The organism is Roseateles sp. P4_D2 (assembly GCF_056401875.1).
This window is the reverse complement of the sequence record NZ_JBFUIM010000001.1, coordinates 83,298-110,268: the sequence shown is the minus strand read 5'-3', so window position 1 is coordinate 110,268 and position 26,971 is coordinate 83,298. Positions and strand designations below refer to the sequence as shown.

Sequence of the window (26,971 nt, the reverse complement as noted above, 5' to 3'; positions counted from 1 at the left end):
TGACTTGAGGATGACCCCTAAGTCGTCAGGACTCGTCCGCCGCGATGCACTCGATCTCGACACGCGCGCCCAAGGCCAGACCGTTGCAGCCCAGTGCACTGCGCGCCGGCAGCGGCGTGCTGCCGAAGAACTCGCGGTAGACCTCGTTGAAGGCCGGCCAGTCGGCCATGTCGGCCAGCATCACCGTGCAGCGCACCAGGTGCTGCAAGTCCAGCCCCTGGCCGCGCAGCACGGTGCGGATGTTCTCCAGCGTCTGGCGCGCCTCGGCCCGCAGGCCGCCGTCGACGAGCTTGAGCTGGCCGGGCACGTTGCCGAGCTGGCCCGAGAGGTAAAGCATGTGGCCAAAGCGCACGCCTTCGGGAAAGGGCACGGTGGCGGGCACGACCTGCCCGCTGTTGAAACGTTCGATCTTGCTCATCGGGGACTCATTCCCATCGCTTGTTCGAGAGCGGCGGGGTCAAAGACCTGGCCGCCCTTGATGGTGCGCCAGACGCGGCGGATGTCACTCATGTCCTTGAGCGGGTCGCCGTCGACCAGCATCATGTCGGCCAGCTTGCCCGGCGTGATGCTGCCGCGGTCCTTCTCGACACCGAGCACGCGCGCCGGCACCAGCGTGGCGATGCGCAGCACCTCGGCATTGGCAATGCCGGCCTGGGCGTACAGCTCCAGCTCGCGGTGCAGGCTGTAGCCGGAGAAGCCGTCGCTGCCCGGCATGATGGTCACGCCACCGTCGTGCAGGCGCTTGAGCATGCGCAGCAGGCCCGGCAGCGCCTGGGCGTAGGCGGCCTCCTTGCCGGCCGGCACGGCGACGGCGCCAGACAACTGACGGCGCTTCACGACCGTGGGAAAGCGCTGCACCACCGGCCGCAGCGCCGGCGCGGCGCGCGCGGGTTCGCCGGAGAACAGGCCCTCCAGTACGACCATGGTCGGGTCCAGGACGGTCTGGTGCTGGCGCAGGAAGGCGACGAAATCCGTGAAGCGGCCGTCATTGAAGTCGAACTGCGCGAGGCGGTCGGCCAGCACCGTGTAGCGGTCCCGCGTGCGCGTGTCCTTCACATCGGGGAAGAAGTTCAGCAGGATGAAGTTCAGGTGCTGGATCTCGTCGGCCCCGGCCTCGACGAAGGCGCGCGCGAAGGTGAAGGCCGGCACGTGGCCGCTGACACGCAGGCCACGCTCGTGGGCGCGGTCAGCCACCGTCGCCACCAGCGCCGGGCTGAAGGACGAATAGATCTTGACCTGGGCATAGCCGTGGTCGGCGTACCAGTCGACCGCAGCCCGCGCCTTCTCGGGCGTGTCGACCTTCACGTCGGTCGGGCCTGCCAGCGGACCGATGCCTTCGATGATGCCGGCCAGGGTCACGCGCGGGCCCAGCTCCGTGCCAGCGTCGAAGCGCTTCACGCGGGCCAGCATCGGCAGGTTGTCGTTGGCCATGTCGCGGGCGCTGGTCACGCCGGCAATCAGGTCAAAGACGCCGTCGACATTGCTGAAGTGCTGGTGCACATCCCACAGCCCGGGCATCAGGAAGCGGCCATTCGCGGTGATGACCTCGGCACCAGGCGGTGTCTCGAGGTCGGTATCGGGCTCGACCCGCACGATGCGCTCGCCGCGCACGAGGACGCTCATGCCAGGGCGCACGCCGCCCGTGACGGGATCGAACAGGCGTGCACCGCGGATCAGCAGCGCGCCCGGCGGCTTGTGCGTGCGCGCCCGCGCCAGCGCCGCATGCCAGGCCTGGTCGGCGGCCTGCTGGGCGCGTTGCAGTTCCGCCAGCGCCGGCAGCAGCGGGGCCTCCAGCACCTCGAACCAGTCATCGATGACGCCGGCCGTATCGCCCTTGTCGTCCAGCCAGACAGGCACCGGCGTGAACTCGATGCCGCCGATGCGATAGAGCGTCAGCTTGCGCCCCACCACGTCGACGTCGGCACCGCCTTCCAGCCAGGCCTCGCCGGCGGGCAGCAGCTTCAGCCGACGCCCCGGCGCCTTCAGCAGCGCGCGGGTCAGCACGCCCATGAATTCGGGTGGTGGATTGGCCGGCAGGTAGAAACCGGCCGAGCGCGTTTCACTGGTTTCGATGCGGTTCTTCCAGCGCGCCAGGCCGGCCGCATCGCGCTCGAAATGCTCGCTGAACTCGACCTTCCAGTAGTCGTTGCCGCTGGCCTCGTAGCGTATCGGCAGGCCATTGGCGTCGAGCCGCCAACGCGCCTGGATGACATCGCCACGGCCGCGGTCGTTGAAGCGGTAGTCAGCCGCGGTGACGCCGGGCTCAGGCTGGGTCAGCGTCTGCGTGCCGGCCGGGTTGCCGTGGATCTGGACCTGGTCGTCACGTGCGCTGACCGACGCGGCGATGAAGACAAGCGCGACGGCGAACCACTTCATTGCCAGGCCTCGCCCATCAGGCGGCGGAAGTTGCCGCCCAGGATCTTGTCGATGCGGCTCGCCGGGTGTCCACGTGCGGCCAGCAACTGGGCCAGCTCGATGAACTGCATCGGCCCGCACAGGTCGGGCAGGAAGAGGCTGACATCGGGCGTCTCGCCCGGCGCGCCGATGCCCATGCTGCGCCGCAGCTCCGTCTCGGCGGCGAGCATGGCGCGGTAGGCGTCCAGGTCGTCGATGGCCGTGGTGCCGCCGTCGGTACCGAGGCCCACATGGTCCTCGCCGCAGACGTCGATGGCGTGCTCCAGATGATTGATGAGATCCGATGCCATGGGCTGGCCGGCCAGGCGCAGATAGGGCATGAAGTACAGGCCGACGACGCCGCCCTTGTCGGCCAGCAGGCGCAGCTCGGCATCGCTCTTGTTGCGCGGGTGGTCGGCCACGGCGCGGCAGCCGCTGTGGGTGATGGCCAGCGGCCGGCGCGCGACACGCAGCGCGTCCAGGCAGGTCTGCTCGCTGCTGTGGCTGAGGTCCACCAGCACACTCTCGGCCTGCAGGCGCTCGACGACCTCGGCGCCAAAGCCGCTCAGGCCGGTGTCGTCGGGCACCGTCGCACCGCAGCCAACGGCGTTGCGGCCGTTGTAGGTCAGCTGGATGACGCGCACGCCGAGGTTGGCGAACAGCGCGATGCGCTCGGCCTTGTCGCCCAGCATCTCGGTGTTCTGGAAGCCGTAGATGACGCCGATCTGGCCGCCCGCGCGTGCCGCGTCGATGTCTGCCGCCGTATGTACCTTGCGCAGCACCGCAGGCCTGGCGCGGATGAAGGCGTCCCAACCGGCGATGTCGGCCACCGTCGCCTCGAAGGGTTCGGCGCTGCCGGCCACGTGGCCCAGCGTGATGTTGACGGCCGTGAGGCCGGCCGCGCGAGCGTCACCCAGCGAGCGCTCGTCGACGCTCTGGCCGGTGCTGGTGTAGGCCATGGCGCTGCGGTCACCGGCGCTGGGCTGGATGCGGATGTTCGGGTTGTCGAGGACACCCAGGGCGTTGATGACGAGATTCATGGAGAGAACTTCTTGATATGGAGCAGAGGCAACAACAACAGGCAGCTCAGGCCGACGAGGGCGTCCAGGCCGAGCGTCGCGGCATAACCCCAATGCTGGACGGCATAGCCCTGCCAGACGACGCTGTAGGTGATGGAGAGATTGGTCAGCGCCATGTAGGCGGCGAACTGCGTGGCCGCCACGGCCGGCTGGGTGATGCCCATGAAGAGGGCCACCCGCGCGCCGTAGATGAAGCCGAACAGCAGGTGGTAGATGACGACGGTGGCGAAGAAGGTCGTCACCAGCGCAGCGGGTGCGGCCTGGCCCGGCCCCCAGCCGTGGCGCTGCAGCTCGGCCATCAGGTACAGGCCGGGCAGGCTCAGCAGCGCCACGTAGACCGCCATCGCGCGGCGCAGGTTCACTCGGTCAGACAACCAGCCCCCGGCAATGCAGGTCACCGCAGTGGCAGCCTGCGAGACCGTCGCCAGCCAGCCAATGCGCTCGTTGGACAGGCCCAGGTCCACAGCCAGGTTGGCCTGCAGCCCACGCGACAGAGCCATGGCCGCGATGGGCAGCAGGCCGAACAGCAGGCCGGCAAAGGCCAGGCGCGAACCCAGCAGGGCCTGCAGCGCCTCGCGCAGGAAGGTGTGGACCTCGCGGCCCGCCGCGGCCAACGAGCCGCGCGCGGCGGACGCCGGCACCTCCTCGCGCATCGGCCACACCACCAGCGTCATCACCGCCAGGATCGCCAGGGCCAGCAGGACGATGCTGGTGTCGAAACCGATGCGCCCGATCAGCAACAAGGCCCCGCCGCCGCCGATCAGCACGCCCAGCGACTGCCCGCCGAACATCATGCCGCTGGCGAAAGCGCGCTCATGCTCGGGCAGCGTCGTCACGGCCAGCGCATCGACGGCCACGTCCTGCACGGCGCCAAACAGGTTGTGCACGACCAGCACTGCCGTGAAGAGGCCGAGCTGGGTGGTCAGGTCCAGCCCGGTCAGGGCCAGCAGCGTCAGCACCATCATCAGCTGCGCGCCAAGGATCCAGCCTCGGCGCGGGCCCAGGCGCCTGGACGCGATCAGGTCGACGAAGGGGCCATAGGCCCATTTGAAGGCCCAGGGCAGCAACACGAAGCCGATGAAGGCGCCGATCTCGCCCGCACTGGCGCCCTGGCGGCGCAGCTGGGTCGCAACGGTGGTCGACGCGAAACCGATGGGCAGGCCCTCGGTCAGGTACATCAGGAAGAACGCCGCGATACGCCCCCGTCGGGACGCCAGCAGATTCGGCAGTTGCATCGCCTGTCATCCTCTTCGCGTGAACGCCGAACGATTTTAGAATATTGTTCTAATGAGCAAGCCCCGTGGTTCCACCAGCCGCCTGAACCAGGTTTTCAAGCTGGCTTCGCCCGGCGAGCGCGGCGCCAGCCGGCGCGCGGTGCTCGCGCACGCCCTGCCCTGTTTCAACGCCCGCGGCATCGAGGCCGCCACCATCGAGGACCTGCGCCAGCGCAGCGGCCAGAGCGTGGGCACGATCTACCACCACTTCGGCAACAAGGAAGGCGTGGCGGCGGCCCTGTTCTTCGCCGGCTTCGATGATCAGAGCCGCGCCATCGCCACACGCACCGAGGCCGTCGCCGATGCACATGCAGTGGTAGTTGAGCTGGTGACCGCCTACGTGGACTGGGTGACCGCCCTGCCCGAGCTGGCGGCCTTTCTCTTCATGGCCCGCGAGACCGTGGCCCAGGGGCCGCATGGCGATGCCCTGCGCGAGCGGCTGGAGGCGCGCTATGCCCCCATCGATGCCCGCCTGGCCGAGAGTGTGCGCGCCGGCCTCCTCGCCGAGCTGCCGGCCGAGCTGATCCCGGCCCTGGTGCTGGGCGGTGCGGAGTCCTACTGCCGCGGCTGGCTGGCCGGGCGGCGCGAGGCCAAGCCGGCGGCCTATGCGGGGCTGCTGGCCGAGGCGGCCTGGCGGGGCATCGCGGCCTAGGAGCCCGCCGCCGCTGGCGCGTCTTCCGCCACGGGCAGGCCCTGCTTGCGGACCTCGTCGTCGATGTGGCGACGCTGTTTGCGCGCCGCCTCGAGGTCGCGCCTGGCGGCGTCCTCGTTGCCCAGGCGGCGTTGCGCCAGCGCGCGGCCGTAGAGGGCCATGGGCAGGGGCTTGATCTCGATGGCCGCATCGAAGGCCTTGAGGGCGCGCGACGCGTCGTCCAGACGCAGATAGGCCCAGCCCAGGCTGTCGCGGGCCGACACGGCGCCGCCGTCCAGGCTCACGGACTCCTTGCAATCGTCCAGGGCCAGCTTCAGGTCCAGTGCCAGGCGCACGCGCAACCAGCAGCGGTTGTTCAACACGCGGGCCATGCCGCTGTCCGAGCGATGGCTGGGCATCCACAGCTCCCACTGGCGCAGGGCCGCGGGCACCAGCTCCAGCCTGGCGTAGACGTCAGCCATGCCAGCACGCAGATGCGAGGACGGCGGCAGTGCCGCGTCCAGAGCCTGCAAGTCGGCCAGCGCGCCGTCGCGTTCGCCCTTGGACACCCGCAGTGCGGCGCGCAGGGCCAGAGCCTCGTCCAGCGCAGGGTGCAGCCGCAGGGCTTCGTCGAGGTCGGCCTGGGCCTTGGCGAACTGGCGCATGGAGAGATGCACCCGCGCCCGCGCCAGGAAGTGAGCCTCGGCAAGGGGCTCGAGTTCGCAGGCGCGGTTCAGGTCCTCCAGCGCGCGCTCATACTCACCGCGGGCCGCCGAAGCCTCGCCGCGCCGCGCCAGGGCGGCCGCGTCGTCGGGCGAGATGTCATCAGGCCGCGCCGCATAGCGCGGGTCGTACTGTCCGGGCGTGGTGCGAGCAAACACCGCACCGCCGTTCCAGGTCGCGTAGAGCTTGCGCTGCAGCTGCGACACATAGATGCGGTGCGACAGGAAATAGTCCAGGCCCAGCAGCATGTCCTGGTCGGCACCGCTGGCCTCATCGATGACGAACTGGCTGTTGTGGATCTTCTCGCCGCCGAACTCGAAGGTCTCGATCGGCCCGGTCCACGCCTTTGCCTTGCCCGAGCCGGCGCCGCCGACTCGGCCGATTTCCGTGAGGTCGGACTCCTTCACGCCGGCACGCTTGGCCGTGCGCAGCTTCAGCGAGGTGCGCGGCGCGCCGGTGTCCAGCAGCGCCCTCACCTCCCGGTCGTTGACCCGGGCGGTCACCTGGATGGACGTGTCATGGCCGCGCGAGCCCCCCTCCAGCGGCAGCACGATGATGGGTGCCTCGCCGGCCCAGTAGGCAAAGTTGGTCTTGTCGCAATCGCCCTTGGGGAACATCAGCCTCACGACGCCGTGGGCCAGGTCATATTCAGCATCGGCCATGGACAGGAAATTGCGCCCCAGGACGCCCTGGATGCCCGAACCCAGCTCGTTGCCGCCGACGATGAACTCGACGTTGTTGAGTGTGGTGCCCTGGAAAATCACCTTCTCCACGCGCGTCGCCCGCGCTTCGACGGAGCCGGTATAGCCCCAGATGCGCAGGCCGGCGGGCAGGCTCCTCAGCCGCAGATTGAGCTGGGCCGCCACCGACGGCGTCAGGAAGCTGAAGAAGGCGCCGCTGTCGATCAGCATGGGCACCTCGGTGCCGTTCAGGTTCAGCGTGCCGACCGGGCGATGGTTGACGATGCGGACCGGGATCTCCAGCTGGCTGAGCTTGCAGTCACCCCAGGCCGGCGCGGCGCTCAAGGCCGCGGCCAGCAGCGCCCATGCGGCGCGCACTTGGTTCATCTTCATCTGCTCTCCCTGGCTTCATGATCTGGCACGCCTTAGAGCGCGCGGCGCGCACTCTAAGGCAGGCCGGGCGACCTCAGCGCCAGCCGGGGTAAACCATGTGGCCCGGAATGAACTGGGTAAGCTATCTTTATTGAACCGCTGTTTCATTTTTATCCGTGAACACTTTTTCCTCGCCCGCCTCCCGGCCGGTGTCCATCGCCGCCCTGGGCGAATGCATGCTCGAACTGCAGGGCCAGGCCTTCTGCCAGCTGCGCCAGAACTTTGGCGGCGACACGCTGAATACCGCCGTCTACCTGGCCCGTTGCGGCGGGGCGAACCTGCGCGTGCACTACGCAACCGCCCTGGGGGATGACTCCCTGAGCGCCGGCCTGCTCGAGCGCTGGGCCGCCGAAGGCGTGCAGACCGGTCTCGTGCAGCGCCTGCCCGGCCGGCTGCCGGGCCTGTACCTGATCGAGCTGGACGAGGCCGGTGAGCGACGCTTCCACTATTGGCGCGGCCAGGCCGCAGCCCGCGCCTATTTCGATACCGCGACGACGGCGCTGGAGGAGCAGGCCGACGGGCTGGACGCCCTCTACCTGTCGGGCATCAGCCTGGCCATCCTGCCGCAGGCCGGACGCGAGCGTGCACTGGCGCTGATGGCGCGCATGCGTGCCGCGGGCAAGCTGGTCGCCTTCGACAACAACTTCCGCCCGCGGCTGTGGGATTCGCTGGCCGATGCGCGCTACTGGTACCAACGCGCCTTCGCGGCCGCCAGCGTCGCCCTCATCACCGCCGACGACCACCAGGCCCTGCACGGCCTGGCCGACCTGGACACCGCCGTGGCCGCAGCCCAGGCGCTGCCCGTGGCCGAGATCGCGATCAAGCGCGGCGCACTGTCGACCCGCGTCGGCCTCAACCATGTCTGGCAGGACGTGGCCACCGAAGCGGTGCCGCGCGTCGTCGACACCACCGCGGCCGGCGACTCCTTCGCGGCCGGCTACCTGAGCCAGCGCCTGCGCGGTGCCACGCCGGCAGCAGGCGCGGCATTCGGCAACCGAGTGGCGGCCCGTGTCATCCAGCATCCGGGCGCGCTGATCCCGCGCGAGGCGATGCAAGACCTGATGGGATAAAGAAGCGATATGCGAATTCTTTGGACGCTGGCCCTGGCGGCCGGGCTCTGCCATGCGCAGACCAACACGGCACCTCTGCATCCGGCCACCTATGTGCACGCCGGCTGGGCGCAGACCACCGGCGGCCAGGGCGGCAAGATCATTCGCGTGACGACACTCGCCGGCGAAGGCCCGGGCAGCCTGAAGGCGGCCCTGGATACGCCCGGGCCGCGCATCGTCGTCTTCGAGGTGGGCGGCGTCATCGACCTGGCGGGCAAGAGCTGGAAGCTGCGCGAAGGAAAGATCACCATCGCCGGCCAGACGGCGCCCGACCCCGGCATCACGCTGGTCAAGGGCGAACTGGAAGTGTTTGCCAAGGACGTCATCCTGCAGCACATCAGCATCCGCCCCGGCGCCTTCGGGCGGGCCAAGCGCAGCGGCAACGACCATGACGGCTTCTCCACCGGTGACGGCGCCGAGCGCGTCATCGTCGACCATTGCAGCTTCTCCTGGGCAACGGACGAAAACCTCTCCGTCGGCGGCCATCGCTTCGAGGGCGCCACCCCCGACGACTGGCGCGCCCACACCTCGCATGCCATCACCTACAGCCACAACCTCATCTACGAGGGGCTGAACGAGGCCGTGCACATCAAGGGCGAGCACAGCAAGGGCTCGCTGATCCACGACAACGCCACGCAGATCCTGCTGCTGGGCAACGTCTATGCGTCCAACCGCGAGCGCAACGCGCTGTTCAAGGGCGGCGTGTGGGGCGCCATGGTCAACAACCTGATCTACAACCCCGGCTGGCGGGCGGTGCACTACAACCTGATCGCCCACGAATGGGTGGGCCGGCCTTACCAGGTCGGCAAGATCACGCTGGCCGGCAACGTCTACCGCGCCGGCCCTGGCACGGCGCTCAACCTGCCCTTCTTCACACTGGGCGGCGTCGGCGACGTGCAGCTCTACGAACAGGACAACCTCGCCGTCGACCGCCAGGGCCAACCCCTGCCGATGACGGGCCGCTACACGACCAGCGCCGAGATCATTCCCGTGCGCCAGCCCTATCTGCCTGCCGGCCTGAACTGGCTGCCGCCGCGCGAGCTGGAGAAGCTGCTGCCGCTGTACGTCGGCTCGCGGCCCTGGGCGCGCGATCCGCTGGACTTCAAGCAGCTGTCCGACATCGCCGAGGACCGCGGCCAGCTCATCGACGACGAGACCCAGAACAACCCCGAGGGCCTGCCCAAGCGCAAGCCGACGCAGCGCACCTTTGTCGAGGCCGACTGGAATCTCGCCGACATGGCGCCGAAGGCGGGCTGGCAATCGCTGTTCACGCAGGTCTCGAAGTGAGCCTGGACCGCCGCGGCTTGCTGGCACTGCTGGCGGTCCCACCGGCCTGGGGCGCCGCCGACTGCTCCGACGCGCCCGGCCAGCCCTACCTGCCGCCTTGCCAGCCCTGGCCCAAGGGCATTGAGGGCCAGCGCAAGGCCGACCTGGGTGATGGTCGTTTCCTGAACCCTGTGCTGGCCGGCGACAGGCCCGACCCGACGGTGCTGAAGGACGGCAGCGACTACTACCTGACCCACTCCAGCTTCGAGGCCGTGCCGGGCCTCTTGATCTGGCATTCACGCGACCTGGTCAACTGGCGGCCGGTGGCCAACGCGCTGCACGAGGCGGTGGGCAGCGTCTGGGCGCCGGACCTGTGCAAGCACGGCGATCGCTACTACCTCTATCTGCCCGTCAAGGCCTCGCCCAACGACATCCTCGTCAGCTGGGCCGATCGCATCGAGGGGCCGTGGTCCCAGCCTGTGCCGCTCGGGCTGAGCAAGCACATCGACCCGACGCATGTCGTCGGCGAAGACGGCCGACGCTGGCTCTTTCTCAGTAGTGGCGACCGCGTGCGCCTCAGTGAGGACGGGCTCAAGCTCGCCGGCTCCATCGAGCATGTCTACGACCCCTGGCGCTATCCCGAAGACTGGGACGTCGAGAGCTTCTCACCCGAGGGGCCCAAGATGCTGCGCCATGGCGGCTGGTGGCACATGCTGCTGGCGGTGGGCGGCACGGCCGGGCCACCGACCGGGCACATGGTCATCGCCGCGCGCAGCCGCACGCTCGAAGGCCCCTGGGAGCAGGCGCCGCACAACCCGCTGATGCGCACCCGCTCATCGCGAGAGCGCTGGTGGTCGCGCGGCCATGGCAGCCTGGTCCAAGGCCCCGCGGGCGATTGGTGGATGCTGTATCACGGCTACGAGAACAGCTTCCACACGCTGGGCCGACAGATGCTGCTGGCACCGGCGCGCTTCAGTGCCGATGGCTGGTTCCATGTCGATGCCGACGACGGCGCGCCGCTGCCCAAACCCAAGGGCGGCGACGCCGTACCGCATGGCCTGGCGCTGTCGGACGATTTCTCCGGCACGGCGCTGAAAACCCACTGGCAATTCCTCAGCGGCAGCAGCCAGGCGCAGCGCGCCCGCGTTGCGGAGGGCAAGCTGCGCCTCACCGCCACCGGCAAAGGCCCGGCCGACAGCCCACCGCTGGGCTTCATCCAGGGCGACCCGGCGTTCGAGCTGGAGTTCGATCTCGACTTCGACGAAGGCGTGCAAGCCGGCCTCGTCATGTTCTACAGCCCGCGCCTGTACGCCGGCATCGGCGCCAATGCGAAGAGCTTGCAGTTGCACCGCTACGGGCAGGACATCCGGGCCGTGCCCAAGCCCGCTGGCATCTCGCGCCGCATGCAGTTGAGGTTGCGCTGCGTGCGCCATGTGCTGACGCTTTACTCGCGTGCCGACGCCGGCCAGCCCTGGGCCAAGTTCCCGGTGCAGATGGACGTCAGCGGCTACCACCACAACACAGCGGGCGGCTTCGCCAGCCTGCGCCCGGCGATCTACGCGGCGGGTCAAGGCGAAGCACGCTTCTCGAACTTGCGCTATCGCGCTCTCGACTAAGGAGACCTCATGAAGATCCAAACCACGCTGATCGCTGCGGCGCTGCTCAGCCCCGCAGCCTGGGCCCTGGAGCTGAAGTCCGCCGACGTGCACAACAGCGACGACTACCCCACCGTCGTCGCCGTCAAGCACCTGGGCCAGTTGCTCGCCAAGAGCAGCGGCGGCGCGCTGACGGTCAAGGTCTTCAACAAGGGCGCGCTCGGCAGCGAGAAGGAGACCATCGACCAGGTCAAGCTCGGCGCATTGGCGATGACACGAGTCAACCTCGCGCCGCTGACRGCCATGTGCCCCAAGACGCTGGTGCCTTCCCTGCCCTTCCTGTTCCGCGACACGGCCCACATGCGCCATGCCTTCGACGGCCCGGCCGGCGAGGAGATCCTCAAGGCCTGCGAGCACTCGGGGCTGGTGGGCCTGGCGCTGTACGACTCCGGCGCCCGCTCGGTCTATGCCCGCAAGCCCATCAAGGCACTGGCCGACATGAAGGGCCTGAAGATCCGCGTGCAGCAGACCGACCTGTGGGTGGCCGCCATGACGGCGCTGAGCGCCAACCCCTCGCCCATGCCCATCGGCGAGGTCTACACGGGGCTCAAGACCGGCCTTATCGATGCGGCCGAGAACAACGTGCCGAGCTACGAGGGCTTCCGCCACTTCGAGGCGGCCAAGTTCTACAGCCGCACCGAGCATTCGATGACGCCCGAGGGGCTGTTCATCAGCAAGCGCATCTGGGACAAGCTGACACCCGACCAGCAGAAGCAGCTGCGCGAGGCCGCCAAGGCCTCGGTCGCCGTCGAGCGCGAACGCTGGGACGCGCAGGAAGCCAAGGCCCTGGCCGCCGTGAAGGCCGCCGGCGCGCAGATCGTCGAGCCGGACCGCGAAGCCTTCCGCCAGGCCGTCCAGCCAGTCATCGCCAAGTTCGTCAACACGCCGGAACTCCAAGCCCTCGTCAAAGCGATTCAAGACACCAAATGAACGCCTACACCAAGCTCTGCGCGGCGCTGTCGCGCTGGTCACTGCGCGCGGCCGTGCTGGGGCTCGTCGTCCTCGTCGTCTGCGTGCAATGGCAGGTCGTGGGCCGCTATCTGCTGAACGACTCGCCCACCTGGACCGAGCCCTTTGCGCTGCTGCTGGTGCTCTACATCACGGCCCTGGCGGTGGCGGTGGGCGTGCGCGATGCCGGCCACCTGGGCATGGAGTCCATCGTGGTGCTGCTGCCCAAGGGCGCGCAGCGCGTGGCCGAGGCGCTCATCCACCTCTGCGTGATCGTCTTCGCCGTGCTGATGGCCGTCGCGGGTTGGGAGTGGCTGACGCTGAAATGGGCCGAGCCCAAGCCCATGCTCGGCGTCTCCGAGGGGCTGGACTATCTGCCGCTGGTCATCTCGGGCGTGCTCATCGTGCTGTTCTGCATCGAGCACCTGATCGCGCTTTGGCGCGGTCACAGCGTCGAAGAAGCCGGGGTCTGACATGGAGGGCATGGAACTTTGGATCATGTGCGGCAGCTTCGTGCTGCTGCTGCTCCTGGGCGTGCCGGTGGCCTTTGCCATCGGGCTGTCGTCCGTGGCGACGGCGCTCGCGGCCGACCTGCCCATGGCCATCGTCTTTCAGAAGATGGTGGGCGGCATGCAGGTTTTCTCTTTCCTCGCCATCCCGTTCTTCATCTTTGCCGGCGAGCTGATGTTGCACGGCGGCATCGCCGAGCGCATCGTCAACTTCGCCAACCGGCTGGTGGGCCATGTACGTGGCGGCCTGGGCATGAGCAATGTGCTGGGCTGCACGCTGTTCGGCGGCGTGGCCGGCTCGCCGCTGGCCGACGTGTCGGCGATGGGCTCGGTGATGATCCCGCTGATGAAGCGCGAGGGCTATGACGCCGACTACGCGGTCAACGTGACCACGCACGCCGCCCTGGTCGGTGCGCTGATGCCCACCTCGCACAACCTCATCATCTATGTGCTGGCCACGGCCGGCATTGCGGCGGTCAGCGTCTTCAACCTCATCCTCGCCTGCCTGATCCCGGCGGTGCTGCTGACGCTGTCCAACCTGGCCGCGGCCTATGGCGTCGCGGTGAAGCGCGGCTACCCGACGCACGGCGCCTTTCCCGGCTGGGGAGCCGTGTTCTCGGCCTTTGTCGCGGCACTGCCGGGCCTGCTGGTCATCGTCATCATCCTCGGCGGCATCCTCAGCGGCGTGTTCACGGCCACCGAGTCGGCCGCCACGGCCGTCTGCTGGGCGCTGATCGTCACTGGGTTGGCCTACAAATCCTTGAGCCGCCGCGGCTTCCTGGAGGCTTGCGCCAAGGCCTGCAAGACGACGGGCGTCGTGCTGCTCCTGATCGGCATCTCGGCCGCCTTCGGCTACTTCATGGCGTTGTATGAGGTGCCGCAGAAGACCGGTGAATGGCTGGAGCAACTCAGCGGCAACCGACCATGGGCGATCTTCCTGTGGGTGAACGTGCTGCTCTTCGTGCTCGGCACCTTCCTGGACATGGCGGCCACCATCCTGATCTGCACACCCATCTTCCTGCCCATCTGCATGAAGGCCGGCATGGACCCGACGCAGTTCGGCGTCGTCATGCTGCTGAACTGCGCGCTGGGCTTGAACACGCCGCCGGTGGGCAGCACACAGTTCGTCGGCTGCGCGATCGGTGGCGTCAGCGTCGGCCAGGTCATGCGCTCGATCGCACCCTTTTACGGCGCGCTGCTGGCCACACTGCTGGCCGTCACCTACATCCCCGCGCTGTCGATGGCGCTGCCAGGATGGGTCGGCTAATAGCCTGGGTAGCGCGCCAGCACGCGGTTCCATTCGGGCTGCTGGCGCGCCCGCTGCAGGCCCAGGTTGAGGCGCTGCATCAGGTCCGGCCGCCGCTCCAGCGTGCGCCGGCTGACGTAGACATGGACCGGGCTCACGGCCAACTCCAGCACCACCTCCACCGCCTCGCCGGGCTCACGCGCGGCGCGGTAGAGCAGCGTGGCGGGGTCGTCGATGACGTAGTCCACGCGCCGCCCGCGCAGGGCCGACAGCGTCAGGTCATTGGCATGCAGCGGCACCAGCTGGCCCGCCAGCTCCGGGTCCTCCAGCTCGCGGCGCACGGCCAGCGGAAAGGACACGCCGCGGATCATGCCGATCTTGACCGCGCGGCCCTTCAGGTCGGCCAGCCGGCGCGGCCGATTCGCTGCACCCGCCAAGCCCATCAGCGCCACGCGTTCGTTGCGATAGGCCAGCGTGAAGTCGCCAAACGCCAGCCGCTCCGGGGTGTGCGTGGCCGAAGACATCAGATCCAGTTCGCCCTGGGCGATGTCCGGGACCTGCCGCGCCCAGGGCCGGCGCGACCATTGCAGATGCTCGCCGCAAGCCTGGGCCATCAACTCCAGCAGTTCCACGTCCAGGCCCTGCGGGTTGCCGGAAGCGCCCTTGCTCTGGAAGGGCGGGTAGTCACTCCAGCCGATCCGCAGCGGCGCCCTGTCGTCGGCCCACGCCATCGCATCAGGCAGGGTCAGGAGCAGCAGACAGGCATCGCGGCGGCGCAGGTGCATCGCCCGACTCTCTCACAGCGCCGCCTGCTTGGCAGCCCCTGGCGACCATGAACCTTGCACGTCGCCAACTGTTTGCTGCACTGGCCACGTGGCCGGTGTTCGCCCGTGCAGAAGCCCTCGACGAGACGCTGGCGGGCCTGCAGCGCCGCTGGCGCCCGCGCCTGGCCTGGCGCCCCGGCCCCGGCTGGCGCGACGAAGCCCTGGCCAACGCCCGTCGGCTGATCCTGCAGCCGGGTGACAACGGAAACGACTTCGCGACTGAAGTGCTCGGCGAGCAAGACCGCGGCAGCCACACGGCCCAGGCGCTGACGCTGCGCGGCGCACTCGGCGACCGCGTACCGGCGCTCTATCTGCGCCCCAAGGGCGCCGGCCCACATCCCGCCGTCGTCGTCATGCACGACCACGGTGCGCGTTTCGACATCGGCAAGGAAAAGCTGATCCGACCGCTCCAGCCCAACCCGTCGGCCGAAGCCTGGGTACGGCGCTATTACGGCGCCAGCTTCGTCGGCGACACATTGGTTGAAGCCGGCTTTGCCGTGCTGGCCATTGACGCATTGGGCTGGGGCGACCGCAGCCGCCCCGGCCTGGCGCGCGACGACCAGCAGGCGCTGGCCAGCCACCTGATGCAGCTCGGCCACAGCTGGGCCGGCCTCATCGCCAGCGACGACCTGCGCTCGCACCGCTGGCTGCGCGAGCGGCCCGAAGTGGATGGCAAACGCGTCGCGGTGCTGGGCTTCTCGATGGGGGCGTTGCGCGCCTGGCAGCTGGCGGCCGTCTGCGATGAAGTCTCGGCCTGCGTCGCCGCGCACTGGATGTGTACGCGCGAAGGGCTGCTACGGCCGGGCGAGCACACCCTGGTGGGGCAGTCCGCCTTCAGCATGGCCCATGCGGGACTGGCGGCGGAGCTGGATCATCCGGATGTGGCAGCGCTGATTGCGCCGAGGCCGTTGATGCTGTTCGGATCGCCGGACGACAAGCTGTTTCCGTGGGATGCGGTGCAGCAGGCTTGGCGACGGTTGGGTCAGGCTTGGGGACGAGGGGCCGGCTTGCAGACGCGCGCCACGCCCGGTGGGCACCTGTTCGACGTCGAGCAGCAGCGGGCGGCGGCGACATGGCTTGCAAGTCAGCGCCATTGACGGACAGCACGGCCCGGGCGCGGCCCGACAAGACGAGTTTTCACCTCGGCAACATCCGGCCGACCCTGACTTTGTTGGCATAGTCCTTCCACCACAGCTGCGAGCATTGAATGCGTGCATCCCACAACCCCCTAATCCCGATCGCCGATCAACCCGGCGGCCTGTGGGTTCAGCGCGCCATCGGTGCCGTGACCCTGTTCCTGGGCCTCACGCTCGCGGTGCTCCTTGCCTTCAGCACATTCACGCTGGTGGCGCGCGGCGGCGCGACGCTGACCCCGGCCTTGATCTTCTGCGCGGTCATCGGAACCCTGTCGGCCTTCTTTGTCTCGGTGGGCGTTCGCATGAGCTTCAATCGGCCCAATCGACACGGCTCGCTGTTGACGCCCGGGCTGTGGTTTGTCATCGCGGCCCTGTTCTTCGCCTGCGCCGTGTTCGTGGTGGGCACGCTCGTGGCAACCCGGCAGTTCGCCAAGCTCGAAGTGGCCGGCTACGCCCTCGCCTTGGCCGTGCTCGCTGTCATGGCCGGTCGGCGCGCCATGAAGAAGCGCGACAGCGCGTCGTGAGAATTCTGGCGGTTTGCGGCAGCCTGCGCACCGCCTCCATCAACGCCGCGCTGCTGCGCACGGCCCAGCGCCTGGCGCCGCCAGATATGGAGGTCAGCGTGTGCACATTGGTGGGCGAGCTTCCGCTCTTCAACCCGGACCTGGAGGCGAACCTGCCGCCCAGCGTCGCCCAGCTGCGTGCCCAGGTCGCCGCGGCGGATGCGCTGCTGATCGCCAGCCCGGAGTACGCCCACGGCGTCACCGGCGCCATCAAGAACCTGCTGGACTGGCTGGTCAGCTTCGAGCCCTTTGTGGGCAAGCCGGTCGCCGTGCTCAATGCGTCGCCACGGGCGCATCACGCCGACGCGGCGCTGAAGGAGGCACTGAGGACGATGTCGGCCGTCATCGTCGAGGCGGCGTCAATCAGCATTTCCTTGCTCGGATCGGGCATCGACGAGGCAGCCATGGCCGAGACACCCTGGGTCGCCGAGGCCATCCACGCTTCGCTGGTGGCGCTGCAAAGCGCGCCGCACCCATCAGTGGCGCCGGCGGCCGATCTTTGAAAGCGGATCCACACAAGCGCGATGGCGAATCAGGCGCTGCGGCGCCACACTCCAGCTCAAACCTGTCCTCGGACCTGCCATGAACGAACTGCTCGCCGCCTACCGCTACACGACCAACAACTACGCCCAGATCGAGGCCAGCAAGGTCTGCGGTTGCTGCAACTGCGTCGGGATCTTCAAGCCCGATGACATCGTCGGCTGGACCGGCCTGACGGTGCAGAACATCGACGATCCCAAGGCCATCAGCGAACAGACAGCCATGTGCCCGCATTGCGGCTCCGAAGCCGTGCTGGGTGATGGCTGCGGCTTTCCGATCAATGCGCAATTCCTGGCGCGGATGAACGAAGCATGGTTCCAGCGGACGATGATCCACCGGCCGGCGCAGAAGAAGTGATGGAAAGTGTCCAGCTGACCGGCCGCTGCCTCTGTGGTGGCGTCCGTTACGAATCCACCGGCCCTGTCCTGTTCTCGGTCGTCTGCCACTGCCGCGACTGCCAGCGTGCCTCCGGCAGTGGCGGCGTGCCGGTGCTGGGTGTCCCCAAGCCGTCCTTCTCGTACACCGGCGTCGTGAAGCAGTCGCGCATCACCGGCGGCAGCGGCTTGGCCGCGGTGCGCAACTTCTGCTCGGACTGCGGCAGCCTGCTTTTCGGCACGCCAGAGTCGGCACCCGAGATGGTCACCATCTATGTCGGCAGCCTCGACGATCCCGCCCTGTTCTCGCCCACGGCCGTGCTGTTCGCCGGTCAGCGCCCGCCATGGGCCAAACTGGCGACTCCGCTTACCGAGCACGAGACCCTGCCGGAGCACTGAAGCGCATGGACATGCTGGCCGTCTTCACGACCGTGGCCAATCAAGACCAGGCCGACACACTGGCCCGTGCGGCCATCGAGCAGCGCCTCGCTGCCTGTGTGCAGACGGAAGCCGTCCGCAGCACCTACCGCTGGCATGACGAGGTCACCTGTGAGCCCGAGGTCCGACTGATGTTCAAGACCAGCCGCGCACGCTATCCGGCACTTGAGGCGCTGCTACTTGAGCAGCACCCTTACGAGCTGCCAGCGCTCTTTGCGCTGCCTGTGGTCGGCGCGACGCCCGAGTACCTGGCCTGGCTGCGCGACTCGCTGTCAGCCTGAATTCGCACGAGGCGCATACTCGCTGCCATGGCCATCCCGCATGCCACGCCCGGTCAAGCCATCGACATCCGCCCCGCCGCTGGCGACCCAGATGGGGCGCGGACGGTGGCGCTGTTCAAGTCGCTCGACCTGGAAGTCATGCGTCTCGTGCTGCCCGCCGGCAAGGCGCTGCCGCCGCACAAGGTGGCGCACGAGATCACCATCCAGTGCATCTCTGGCGCATTGGCCGTGACGACCGACGCCGGCCGCCATCAGTTGCAGGCAGGCCAGTTGCTCTACCTGGACCGAGAGGCCGTGCACGACGTGCTGGCGCTCGAGGACGCCATGGCTCTCGTGACCGTCGTGCTGCCCTGACTCACCTCTCGAGCGTGCGCGCCGTGGCCAGCTCCGGCCTGAGTTTCAACAACCCCTCCATCACCTGCTCCGAGAACAGCGCCGCGCCCTTGGGTCCCAGGTGGGTGCGATCAAAACGCGGTGGCACCTCTGCCAGCGTGTCGGCGGCCGGCTGGCCCATGGCGGCGACTGCAGCGTGGCTGATGGCGTTCAGATCGAGTACCGGCACGCCCTGCTCCGTCGCGACCTTGATGACGGCCTCTGCCCAGGGGCGCAAGTCGTTGCCAAGCTCTCCGTCCTTGAAGGTGCGGCGCGTCAGCGGCGTGACGAGCATCACCTCGGCGCCGGCCGCCTTCACGTCCTTCACATAGCCCGCCATATTGGGTTCGAACTCGGTGGCAAGGTCGGTCGAGCGGCCGGGCTTGCCGGGCTGGTCGTTGTGGCCGAACTGGATCAGCACCAGGGTCTTTTGCTTGCTGGGGCCGCCCTCGTTCAGCAGGGCCAGCACCGTGGACCACAGGCCCTCGGCACGGAAGCTCATGCTGGAGCGGCCGCCGCGCGCGAGGTTGACGCAGGCGACCTGCTGGAAACGCGCACACAGCGCATTGCCGTAGCCGCTGCGCGGTGCCATCGTCGAGTCGCCGACGAGGATGAGGCGGGGGCCGGTGGCGACATTGGCGGTGGTCTCGCCGCGCGGCGCGGAAGCCGGCGATGAAGCCGGCGTCTGCGCGGCAGCGCTGCCAGCCAGCAGCAGGGCGAGGAACAGGGGAGACAGCTTCATGGTTTTGCGAGGGCTGGCCAACCAGCCTTGGGGCTCATGTCGTCGAGGTTCCAGTCCTCGGGCTTGAAGGCGTGGCGCGTTGGCGCGTGGCGCGGGTAGCCGAGGGCGTTCTCGACTTCGGAGTCGATCAGCTTGCCTTTGCCTTGCGCCATGTCCGCCAGCAGCCGCGCATCCAGCGGGTCGCGCGCCCATGGGCGTGCACCCACGAGGGCGGGCAGCTCATGCGCCAGTGCGGTGGCAGCGCGAAGCGGCGGCAGGCCAGGCGGTAGATAGGCTTGGCTGGCCACGATCAGCTTGGCCGTCGTCGTCGCATTGCGGCCGAGCAGCGGCGCCGGCGTGCCCTGCGCGTCGTGGGCGAGGTTGTCGGCCATGTAGAGCTCAAGGTCGCCCTGGCCGAGCAGCATGAAGAAGGGCGTGCCCGCCACCGTGCTGGGGCCGTAGCGCATGGCGTTGCCCACCAGAGTCAGCTTGCCGGTCTGCCAGGGCTGGCCCTCCCACTCGTTGGCCAGCAGGTTGTAGTGCACCGCCCGATCACCGGGGTTGAAGATGTAGTTGTTGACCATCGCCCCCTGCGCCCCGCCCTTGAAGAGGGCATTGCGCTGGCGGTTGGACACGTAGACGTTGCCGTAGATCAGCACGCCGCTGGTGTTGTCGTGGATCAAGCTGCCCTTGCTGTGCTCGCCCTTCTCGTGCACCGAATTGCCCAGCCCCTCGTAGATGAGGTTGTGCGTGTAGGTGATGCGGTGGGACGTGGCCTTACGCCAGTCCTCCACCGTCCTGCCCTCGAAGCGCGGGCCGCTCGCGGACAGGTTCTCGTCGGTGGCCCAGGAGAAGCTGCAATGGTCGACGATGACGTCGTGTGCGCCGCCCAACGCCGAGATGCCGTCCTGGTCGCCGCCGCCTCTCTTGGGCCGACCGAACTCGCCGGGCCGAAAGCTCAGGTGCTGGATGACGACGTCGTGGGTCGAGATCGTCGTCTCGGCCTTGATGACGGTGACGCCAGGGTCGGGCGCCGTCTGGCCGGCCAGCGTCAGGAAGGGCTGCGTGATCTTGAGCGGCTGGCCGCCCATGTCGATGACGCCGCCGACCTCGAAGACGACGATGCGCGGGCCGCTGGCCTCGATCGCCTCCTTCAGGCTGCCGGGGCCCGCAGGCGCGAGCGTCGTGACTTTGATGACGCGGCCACCGCGGCCGCCCTGGGTCTCGGTCCAGCCGCGGGTGACGATGCCCGCCGAGGCCGGGGCCTGCGCAACGGCCGAAGGCAGCCAAGCCATGAGACCCAGGCCGCCAGCACCGGCCAGCAGGCCGCGACGGCCCGGAGAATGAAGATGCCTCATGCTCAGAAGCTGTAGTCGGCGGTGACCTTGTACGCCCGGCCCAGCACGTCGGCCATGCTGGTGATGTAGCCAACGTAGAGGCTGTTGGCCGTGATCGGCGGCGTCGCGTTGGTGATGTTGTTGACCGCCAGGCTGAGCTTGAGCCCCTTGAAGCCCGAGTAGGCCAGGCTGGCGCCGTACTGGCTGTAGGGGCTGACGCGGTTCACCGTCGAGCCGGCGCGCGGCGTGATGTCGGTCAGCGCGGTGTTGTAGCGCACCGAGACCAGGCCCGACCACGGGCCGTTGCGCAGGCCCACCGAGGCGGTGTGCTTCCAGCGCGGGTTGATCTGGGGCATGCCGGCCAGGCCCGAGTTGACGCCGGCGCCACCGTAGCGCGCGTCGTTGGTGATGATGCCGACATTGCTCAGCACCTCGCCGTTCTTCTCGGCGCTGAAGCGGTAGCTCTCGTAGTAGGTGCCGTCCAGCATGAAGCTGGCCTGGCCGATGGGCGTGGCGACGCGGTACATCATGGACAGGTCCAGCCCGCGGATGCTGGTGTCGCCGCGGTTGGCCTGGCTGGCGATGATGTAGTCGATGGTGCCGTCGGCCTTGCGGATGATGTTGGTCGCGTACTTGGCCGGCTGCTGCTGCACCTCGGCGATGGCCACGGCGCCCAGCATGTCGGTCAGCCTGATGCCCCAGTAGTCCGCCGTCATCAGCAGGCCCTTGGTCGGCTCCAGCGCCAAGCCCAGCGTCCAGCCCTTGGACTTCTCCGGCTTGAGGAAGCTGTTGTCCGGGGACTTGGTCCAGTAGCTCATGGTCTGGTTGCAGACCTGGTCGCGCGTGAAGCCGTTGACCGGGTTGCCGGTGTTGGTGATGGTGGGCGTCGCGCTCGGGCACAGCACCGGGTCGTCCATCATCTGCGTGCGAACCTCGGGCGTCGGGTTCTGGATGTCCATGATGGACGGTGCCCGGAAGCCCGTGTTGGCCGAGGCGCGCAGCACCAGCTCGTCCAGTGCCTGGTAGCGGGCCGACAGCTTGGGGTTGACCGTCGTCGTCTTCAGGTCGCTGTAGGTGTCGGAGCGCACCGCGGCGTTGAAGCTCAGCCGCCTGGTGACGGGAGCGTCCACTTCGATGACCGCCGACTTGATGTTGCGGCCGAGGTCGCGTGCCACACCCGTGGGCGTCTCGCCGACGAGGTCGTGCTTGCTGACGTTGCCGAAGGCATCGATCGCATAGCTGCCGTTGGCGTTCTTGGCCACGTAGTCCAGCGGTGCAGCCTCGACCTTGGCCGAATCGCGGCGCACTTCGCCGGTCACGGCCAGCATCAGCGGGCCACCGGCCAGGTCCATCAGCGAGCGCGTCAGCGTCACGTCCACGCTGCGGTTGTAGGCGCGGTTGACGCGGTAGCTGTAGTCGCTCGCCTCGATGCTGCGCAAGTATTCGAGGCCGGCTTCGTCCTGCAGGCCGAAGGGATTCAGGATGCCCTTGGTGAAGCCCTCCTGCGCCTTGGAGTAGAGGATGTAGCCGGCGCCGGCGCGGGTGTCGCGCAGCGACCGGCCGTAGTTCAGGCCCACGCGGTAGTCAAAGCCAGCCACCGTGCCCTCGGCGCTGAGCACCAGGCGATCGTTGGTCTGCTCGTCGTTGCGGTAGGCCGAGCCGAGCTCTGCCGGGCCCCAGACGAAGTAGATCGTCCGGTTGTTCATGTTCAGGTCGGTGACCGTGCCGGGCGTCTTGCTGGCGTCGATGAACATCGCCGGCGAGTTGGCACCGGTGTTGCTGCCCACCACCTTGACGGCCGACGTGATGCCCTTGCCAGGGTAGAAGCGGCTGGTGGCCGGCATGCTGTAGGTGGTGGCCGGGGCCGTGCCGGCGGGCACCTGCATGCCGCGGTACTTCTGCACATTGAACCTGGAGTGCAGGCCTTCCAGCGCCAGCGAGTGGTCGTTGTTGATCTTCCAGCTCAGCTTGCCGAAGACGTTGGTGATCTCGCTGCCATCGGTGACAGCGTCGTAGTAGTTGGGGTTGCGGTAGCAACCGGCGTTCGAGTAAGTGGCCGGCGTGGCGACGCTGCCGGCGCCGAGAGTCGGCAGCGAGTACGGCGCCGCGCAGCCGTTCGCAAAGGCAGGGTTGTAGTTGGAATTGGCGCCGGTGGCGAAGCCGAAGTTGGCGATCGGGCTGGGGTTCTTGTTGTCGGGCAGCAAGCCCAGGCCCATGGCCGATAGCACCGAGTAGTCATACAGCTCGGGCCGGTCGATCTTGAACAGCGCCGACTTGCGCTGATGGTCCAGCGACAGATAGGCGTTCCAGCCATCGGCGTTGAGGTCGCCCGCGCCGACGATGGCGCCGATGGCCTTGGTCTCGCCGCCGCCGGAGTGCTCGGGCTGGTTCCACTCGGCCTTCACCCGCGCACCCTTGAAGCTGTTGAAGGTGTAGAAGTTCTGCACGCCGCCGATGGCGTCGGAGCCGTAGATGGACGAGGCACCGTCACGCAGCGTCTCGGCGCGGTCCAGGGCCATGCGCGGGATGACGTTGACGGAGACGTACTGGTCCTGCAGCGGCTCGTTGGCCATGCGCCGGCCGTTCAGCAGGGTCAGCGTGCGCATCGGCCCCAGGCCGCGCAGATTGAGCATCGGGCCTGCGGCACCGCTGTTGGTGCCCAGGGACAGCGACTGCGGCATCTCCAGCACCAGGTCCTTGAGCTCGGTGTGGCCGCGGGCCTCGAGCTCCTCGGACTTGATCACCGAGACCGGCAGCGCCGTCTCGCCGGCCAGGCGCTTGATGGAGGAGCCGGTGATCTGTATGCGCTCCAGCGTCGCGGGGGCATCGGCGGCCTGCGCATGGGCCGTGGCCATCAGGCTCAACACGGCGCTGGCGCACAGGGTCAGGCGGGCGTGCGGGTTCTTCATGTTCATCGTGTCTCCGTGGTGCTTCTTTTCTGGAAGAGTCAAGGTGCCGGCACCCAGCCGCCGGGCGCGCCGGTGGCGATGGTCGAGTTCTGGAAGATCTCGGCGCGGGTCGTCAGGCCCGTGGCCGAGCCGAGCGGCTTGGCCAGCACGACATTGGTCGGCACATTGGCGACCTTGACCGAGGCCACGCCGAGCCGCGCGCTGACGTCCAGCGGCGCGCCGTTGAGGTCCATGCTGCCGAACTCGCGCCAGCCCACCGTGTCGGTGGTGCCGCCGTCGGCCGTGCCTGCCCAGGACGGTGGGTTGCTGCCGCAATTGCCCGTGCCCACGCCCGTCTTGCTGGTGCCTGTACCCACACACCAGCCGGCGGGCAGGATGTGCGAGCCCATCTTGGTGTTCACGAAGGCGATGTGATCGATATAGGTCGTCGCCGCCGTGCCGCCGCTGCGGGCGAGGTAGGCCTGGCTCACTGCAGGCTCGGCCGTCAGCCGGCTGTTCAGGAATACAAAGCCCTTGTCGCCGGCGGTGGCGCGCGACTGCAGGATGAAGCCGGCTGAGCCGCTGGACGTGTCGGCCACCGAGCGGATCTCGCAGTCCTCGAACAGGCTGGCCATCACGCTGCCCCAGATGAAGTCGACGTTGCCGGCGACCAGGGACTGGTAGATCCAGTTGTAGCCCTTGAGCTGCAGCGTGTCCTGCTGGCTCAGGAAGTTCATCTGCTTGGCCACGAAGCGCGCGGCCGCAGCCGTCGTGCTGGTGTTGAAGTAGATGGCCTCGGCCTGGTTGTCCCAGCTCGTGCTGCGCACATGCGGGTTCTGCAGGGTGAAGTTCTGCAGCGTCAGCAGGTCTGACGTCTCGACGAGCAGGGCCGCACGGCCGCCGCCGAGCACGCGGTGGCCCAGGGTCTTGCCAGAGGTGCTGAGTGCGGTGCCAGCGGTTGCGGAACTCGCGCCACTGCCCGAGTTCAGCGACTCGAAGTTGACGTCGCCCACCACCACACCATCACGGCTCTCGCCGACGATGCTGAGGTTGGACACCTTGCGCAGGATGTTGAGTTCGGGGTAGCTGCCGTTGGCCAGGTGGATGGTCTTGGGCGTGGCAACGGTGTTGCAGCCATTGGCGGCCGGGCTGTTGGTCGAGCAGTTCTTCATGACCCAGTTCAGCGCGCCCTGCAGCGTGCGGAAGTCGGCCGTCGTGCCGCCGTCGTCGACGTTGAGGCTGGTGAAGCTGGCCGGCGCAGCGCGCGTCGTGAACTTCCAGTTGTCGGCCTTGGCTATCCCGGCGAAGGCAGCGCCCTTGATGGTGCCGGACAGCACCGAGGCGTCCATCGTCACGTAGTAGGTCGTGGCGAAATCCAGCTTGTTGCTGTGCAGCTTGACCGAGGCCTTGGCTCCGCTGACGCTGACGGGCCGGTACCAGACATAGCGCGCGAACGTGGCGCCATCAGGCATGGCGCCCAGGCCCAGCGCGTCGATCTCCAGGTTGTTGCGGGCCAGCACCGTCTGCGTGTCGCTGGCCGAGGGCGCGCTGCTCAGGTCGATGCTATCCACCAGCACGTCGTCGCTCGTGCGGTAGACATTGACCTTGCCCGCCGTGCCGATGGCGGGCGGCGCATCGAAGGACAGGGACAGGCGGGTGTCGGTGTGGACGTTGGTCTCGTTCGCGGCAGGCGCCTTCGTGCCGCCCACCTCGCTGACGTTGCCGCTGCCGCTGATCTGCGTCGAGATCTTCCAGGCGCCCGCCAGGGCCAGGTTGTTGGCCTTGACCAGGACCGCGGGCCGCGGCTTGTAGGCATAGCCGGGCACGAAGGCAGCGCCGGCCTGGACGCTGCAGGCGCCTAAAGCGGCACCGTTGATGGTGGAGCCGCTGTCCTGGAACACGCCCGTGTGGTCGGAGCTGGCGTAGACGACGACGCTGTCACAGCCGGTCGCGCCGTCGATGGCGAACACATTGCCGTGCGACAGGATGTTGCTCGCCTTGCCCACGCCGACGCTGTAGCTGTGCGGATAGGGATTGGCCGTCTTGCTGCCGACAAAGTAGTTGTTGAAGACGTGGACCTGGCCGAAGCGCACGCGTGGCACGCGCTGCACCACGCCGTTGAAGACGTTGTTGGCGATGGTGACGCGCAGCTTGCCGGCGTCGCTGGTCAGGCTGTCGGAGCCGCCGATCAGCATGCTCTTGTCATGCGCCGTGACGAGGTTGTAGGAGACCGTGATCAGGTCGGCGCCCTTGGTGATGTCGATGGCGCCGTCGTGGCACTGCTTGGTCTTGCCGTTCTCGACGGGCAAGGTGTCGTCGGTGACGGGCGCGTCGGTGATGGTGTTGCGGTCGATCCAGACCTGCGTGGCCGTGACGATGCCAATGGCGTCGTAGGCGGAGTTCCAGTTGCCCAGCGCGCCGTCGGTGGGGTCCCAGATCGGGCCGACGTCACAGGGCGCCACCAGGTGCAGGTTGCGCACGATGACCTGGCTGACGCTGGTGATGTCTATCCAGGCATTGACGAAGCCGGCGCCCGGGCCCTCACCGATCAGCGTGGTGTTGCTGGTCAGGCGCACGCGCGCCCTCACCTTCTGGTCGGCGGTGCTGGCGAAGGGCGTGCCCTCGGTCATGTCGATGGTGCCGGCCACTTTGATGATCTTGGCCGCGTTGCCGCCATTGGCCAGCGCGTTCAGCAGTTCGGCGCGGTTGTGCACGGTGTAGATGTGCTCGGGGGTGGCGGCGCTGCCGCCGACGGTGCCGGCCCCCCAGCCATCGCTGGGTGCGGTCTGTTGCGCGGCATCAACGGCATGGGCCGGCAGGCTCAGGGCCAGCAGCGCGGCAATGCCCAGGTGCTTGAGGGCTTTCATGCGACGACCCTCCTGCGCAGGGCCACGACACCGAGGCCTGCGGCCAGCAGCGCCAGGCTGCCAGGCTCCGGCACGGCGCTGACGGCGATCTGTGTCGTGAAGCTGCCGAACTCGCTCGTGAAGTTGACGTTGTTCAGCGTCAGGCTGACGGTGTGCGGGTCAACCAGCTGCAGGCTGACGTTGCCGCCGGCAACACCCGTCATGTCCAGCGGCGTGAAGCCGGTGATGGGCGCGCTCAAGCCCGCGAAGCTGAAGGTGAAGCTGTAGCTGCCGGTCAGGCCGGTGGCGCCGGTGTTGTTCCAGACCTGTACATGGCCGTCGCTGAAGAAGTCAATACCCACCGCCGCGTCGCCAGTCAGGAACTCGAGGTCGGTGGCAGCCAGCGCCGTGATGTTGCTGCCCGCCTCCTCGGTGAAGCCGTGGTCCAGGCCCAGCACCATCGTGCTGGCGCCACTGACCTGGCCGGTGATGAGGGTGCCGGCGGGCAGGCTGTTGGCGGCCTGGGCGACGGTGGCGATCAGCCATGCAGCGGCTGCGACCACCAGGGTCCTGTGGGTCTTCATGATTTGTCTCCGTGTGGTCGGGCTCGCCGCGGGGCGATCGACACGTCTTCGGGATCAGGAGACCTGCAGGGTCCCGCAAGCGAAAAAGGGCACAGACGTAGGTCTGCGCCCTTTGCTTTCT

General features: G+C 68.2%; 25 protein-coding genes. 14 read left to right on the top strand and 11 right to left on the bottom strand.

The annotated features are described in order from the left end of the window. Positions 1–25: 25 nt before the first annotated feature. The 4 genes from AC1DW0_RS00460 to AC1DW0_RS00445 are packed head-to-tail and all read right to left on the bottom strand — an operon-like array spanning position 26 to position 4,708. Positions 26–418: a RidA family protein gene (locus tag AC1DW0_RS00460; protein ID WP_477944397.1), complete on the bottom strand. Its 393-nt coding sequence runs from the start codon at positions 416–418 to the stop codon at positions 26–28. Then, complete coding sequence (locus AC1DW0_RS00455; RefSeq protein WP_477944395.1) at positions 415–2,376, bottom strand: amidohydrolase family protein; 1,962 nt, start codon at positions 2,374–2,376, stop codon at positions 415–417. Before AC1DW0_RS00455 ends, AC1DW0_RS00460 begins: the two co-directional genes overlap by 4 nt. After that, entirely contained in the window at positions 2,373–3,434 is a 1,062-nt protein-coding gene (locus tag AC1DW0_RS00450; protein WP_477944394.1) for a dipeptidase, read from the bottom strand. The genes AC1DW0_RS00455 and AC1DW0_RS00450 overlap by 4 nt, the downstream gene beginning before the upstream one ends. Next, positions 3,431–4,708 carry an MFS transporter gene (locus AC1DW0_RS00445; protein WP_457391177.1) on the bottom strand — a complete coding sequence of 426 codons (1,278 nt, stop codon included), beginning with the start codon at positions 4,706–4,708 and terminating at the stop codon, positions 3,431–3,433. Before AC1DW0_RS00445 ends, AC1DW0_RS00450 begins: the two co-directional genes overlap by 4 nt. A 52-nt stretch (positions 4,709–4,760) precedes the next feature. Between AC1DW0_RS00445 and AC1DW0_RS00440 the strand changes: the two genes are divergently transcribed. Further along, complete coding sequence (locus tag AC1DW0_RS00440) at positions 4,761–5,399, top strand: TetR/AcrR family transcriptional regulator (protein WP_477944391.1); 639 nt, start codon at positions 4,761–4,763, stop codon at positions 5,397–5,399. Here the strand turns inward: AC1DW0_RS00440 and AC1DW0_RS00435 are convergent. Then, positions 5,396–7,174 (bottom strand): aspartyl protease family protein, encoded by a 1,779-nt coding sequence (locus AC1DW0_RS00435; protein ID WP_477944389.1) that lies wholly within the window; start codon positions 7,172–7,174, stop codon positions 5,396–5,398. The genes AC1DW0_RS00440 and AC1DW0_RS00435 overlap by 4 nt on opposite strands. A 155-nt stretch (positions 7,175–7,329) precedes the next feature. Here AC1DW0_RS00435 and AC1DW0_RS00430 point away from each other — a divergent pair, with 155 nt between their 5' ends. Genes AC1DW0_RS00430 through AC1DW0_RS00405 form a run of 6 tightly spaced genes read left to right on the top strand, consistent with a single transcriptional unit; the run spans position 7,330 to position 13,967 of the window. Then, complete coding sequence (locus AC1DW0_RS00430; protein WP_457354632.1) at positions 7,330–8,283, top strand: sugar kinase; 954 nt, start codon at positions 7,330–7,332, stop codon at positions 8,281–8,283. Between the two features lie 9 nt (positions 8,284–8,292). After that, positions 8,293–9,609 (top strand): pectate lyase family protein, encoded by a 1,317-nt coding sequence (locus tag AC1DW0_RS00425; protein WP_457354634.1) that lies wholly within the window; start codon positions 8,293–8,295, stop codon positions 9,607–9,609. Continuing rightward, positions 9,606–11,204: a family 43 glycosylhydrolase gene (locus AC1DW0_RS00420; RefSeq protein ID WP_457354636.1), complete on the top strand. Its 1,599-nt coding sequence runs from the start codon at positions 9,606–9,608 to the stop codon at positions 11,202–11,204. Before AC1DW0_RS00425 ends, AC1DW0_RS00420 begins: the two co-directional genes overlap by 4 nt. A gap of 9 nt (positions 11,205–11,213) precedes the next feature. After that, positions 11,214–12,173: a TRAP transporter substrate-binding protein gene (locus AC1DW0_RS00415; protein WP_056197347.1), complete on the top strand. Its 960-nt coding sequence runs from the start codon at positions 11,214–11,216 to the stop codon at positions 12,171–12,173. Then, the gene (locus AC1DW0_RS00410) at positions 12,170–12,664 is read left to right on the top strand and encodes a TRAP transporter small permease (protein ID WP_457354638.1); all 495 of its coding nucleotides are present in this window, start codon (positions 12,170–12,172) and stop codon (positions 12,662–12,664) included. The genes AC1DW0_RS00415 and AC1DW0_RS00410 overlap by 4 nt, the downstream gene beginning before the upstream one ends. Before the next feature lie 10 nt (positions 12,665–12,674). Next, a complete protein-coding gene (locus AC1DW0_RS00405; RefSeq protein ID WP_457354640.1) occupies positions 12,675–13,967 on the top strand; it encodes a TRAP transporter large permease in 1,293 nt (430 codons plus the stop codon). Here AC1DW0_RS00405 and AC1DW0_RS00400 read toward each other — a convergent pair. Next, a complete protein-coding gene (locus AC1DW0_RS00400; protein WP_457325595.1) occupies positions 13,964–14,731 on the bottom strand; it encodes a substrate-binding periplasmic protein in 768 nt (255 codons plus the stop codon). The genes AC1DW0_RS00405 and AC1DW0_RS00400 overlap by 4 nt on opposite strands. Before the next feature lie 47 nt (positions 14,732–14,778). Between AC1DW0_RS00400 and AC1DW0_RS00395 the strand changes: the two genes are divergently transcribed. The 7 genes from AC1DW0_RS00395 (at position 14,779) to AC1DW0_RS00365 (ending at position 18,456) form a co-directional block, all read left to right on the top strand. Continuing rightward, positions 14,779–15,867: a dienelactone hydrolase family protein gene (locus tag AC1DW0_RS00395; protein ID WP_457354642.1), complete on the top strand. Its 1,089-nt coding sequence runs from the start codon at positions 14,779–14,781 to the stop codon at positions 15,865–15,867. A gap of 188 nt (positions 15,868–16,055) precedes the next feature. Beyond that, complete coding sequence (locus AC1DW0_RS00390) at positions 16,056–16,430, top strand: hypothetical protein (protein ID WP_477944385.1); 375 nt, start codon at positions 16,056–16,058, stop codon at positions 16,428–16,430. Next, on the top strand, positions 16,427–16,972 hold the full coding sequence (locus AC1DW0_RS00385; protein ID WP_457354646.1) for an NADPH-dependent FMN reductase: 546 nt from the start codon (positions 16,427–16,429) through the stop codon (positions 16,970–16,972). The genes AC1DW0_RS00390 and AC1DW0_RS00385 overlap by 4 nt, the downstream gene beginning before the upstream one ends. Positions 16,973–17,051: 79 nt before the next feature. Further along, complete coding sequence (locus AC1DW0_RS00380; RefSeq protein WP_457354648.1) at positions 17,052–17,366, top strand: hypothetical protein; 315 nt, start codon at positions 17,052–17,054, stop codon at positions 17,364–17,366. Continuing rightward, positions 17,366–17,782, top strand: a complete 417-nt coding sequence (locus tag AC1DW0_RS00375) for a GFA family protein (protein WP_457354650.1) — start codon at positions 17,366–17,368, stop codon at positions 17,780–17,782. The genes AC1DW0_RS00380 and AC1DW0_RS00375 overlap by 1 nt, the downstream gene beginning before the upstream one ends. A 5-nt stretch (positions 17,783–17,787) precedes the next feature. Beyond that, positions 17,788–18,102: a divalent-cation tolerance protein CutA gene (cutA, locus tag AC1DW0_RS00370; protein ID WP_457354652.1), complete on the top strand. Its 315-nt coding sequence runs from the start codon at positions 17,788–17,790 to the stop codon at positions 18,100–18,102. A 27-nt stretch (positions 18,103–18,129) separates the two neighbouring features. Beyond that, on the top strand, positions 18,130–18,456 hold the full coding sequence (locus AC1DW0_RS00365; RefSeq protein WP_457354654.1) for a cupin domain-containing protein: 327 nt from the start codon (positions 18,130–18,132) through the stop codon (positions 18,454–18,456). Between the two features lies 1 nt (position 18,457). Here AC1DW0_RS00365 and AC1DW0_RS00360 read toward each other — a convergent pair whose 3' ends face one another. From AC1DW0_RS00360 to AC1DW0_RS00340, 5 genes are read right to left on the bottom strand one after another with little or no spacing between them, the layout of a single operon-like run. Next, complete coding sequence (locus AC1DW0_RS00360; RefSeq protein ID WP_477944381.1) at positions 18,458–19,216, bottom strand: rhamnogalacturonan acetylesterase; 759 nt, start codon at positions 19,214–19,216, stop codon at positions 18,458–18,460. Next, complete coding sequence (locus AC1DW0_RS00355) at positions 19,213–20,553, bottom strand: pectate lyase family protein (protein ID WP_477944379.1); 1,341 nt, start codon at positions 20,551–20,553, stop codon at positions 19,213–19,215. The genes AC1DW0_RS00360 and AC1DW0_RS00355 overlap by 4 nt, the downstream gene beginning before the upstream one ends. A 2-nt stretch (positions 20,554–20,555) precedes the next feature. Then, complete coding sequence (locus AC1DW0_RS00350) at positions 20,556–23,447, bottom strand: TonB-dependent receptor domain-containing protein (protein ID WP_477944377.1); 2,892 nt, start codon at positions 23,445–23,447, stop codon at positions 20,556–20,558. Between the two features lie 32 nt (positions 23,448–23,479). Next, positions 23,480–26,287 (bottom strand): pectinesterase family protein, encoded by a 2,808-nt coding sequence (locus tag AC1DW0_RS00345; protein WP_477944375.1) that lies wholly within the window; start codon positions 26,285–26,287, stop codon positions 23,480–23,482. Continuing rightward, positions 26,284–26,850 (bottom strand): PEP-CTERM sorting domain-containing protein, encoded by a 567-nt coding sequence (locus AC1DW0_RS00340; protein WP_477944373.1) that lies wholly within the window; start codon positions 26,848–26,850, stop codon positions 26,284–26,286. The genes AC1DW0_RS00345 and AC1DW0_RS00340 overlap by 4 nt, the downstream gene beginning before the upstream one ends. Positions 26,851–26,971: the final 121 nt, after the last annotated feature.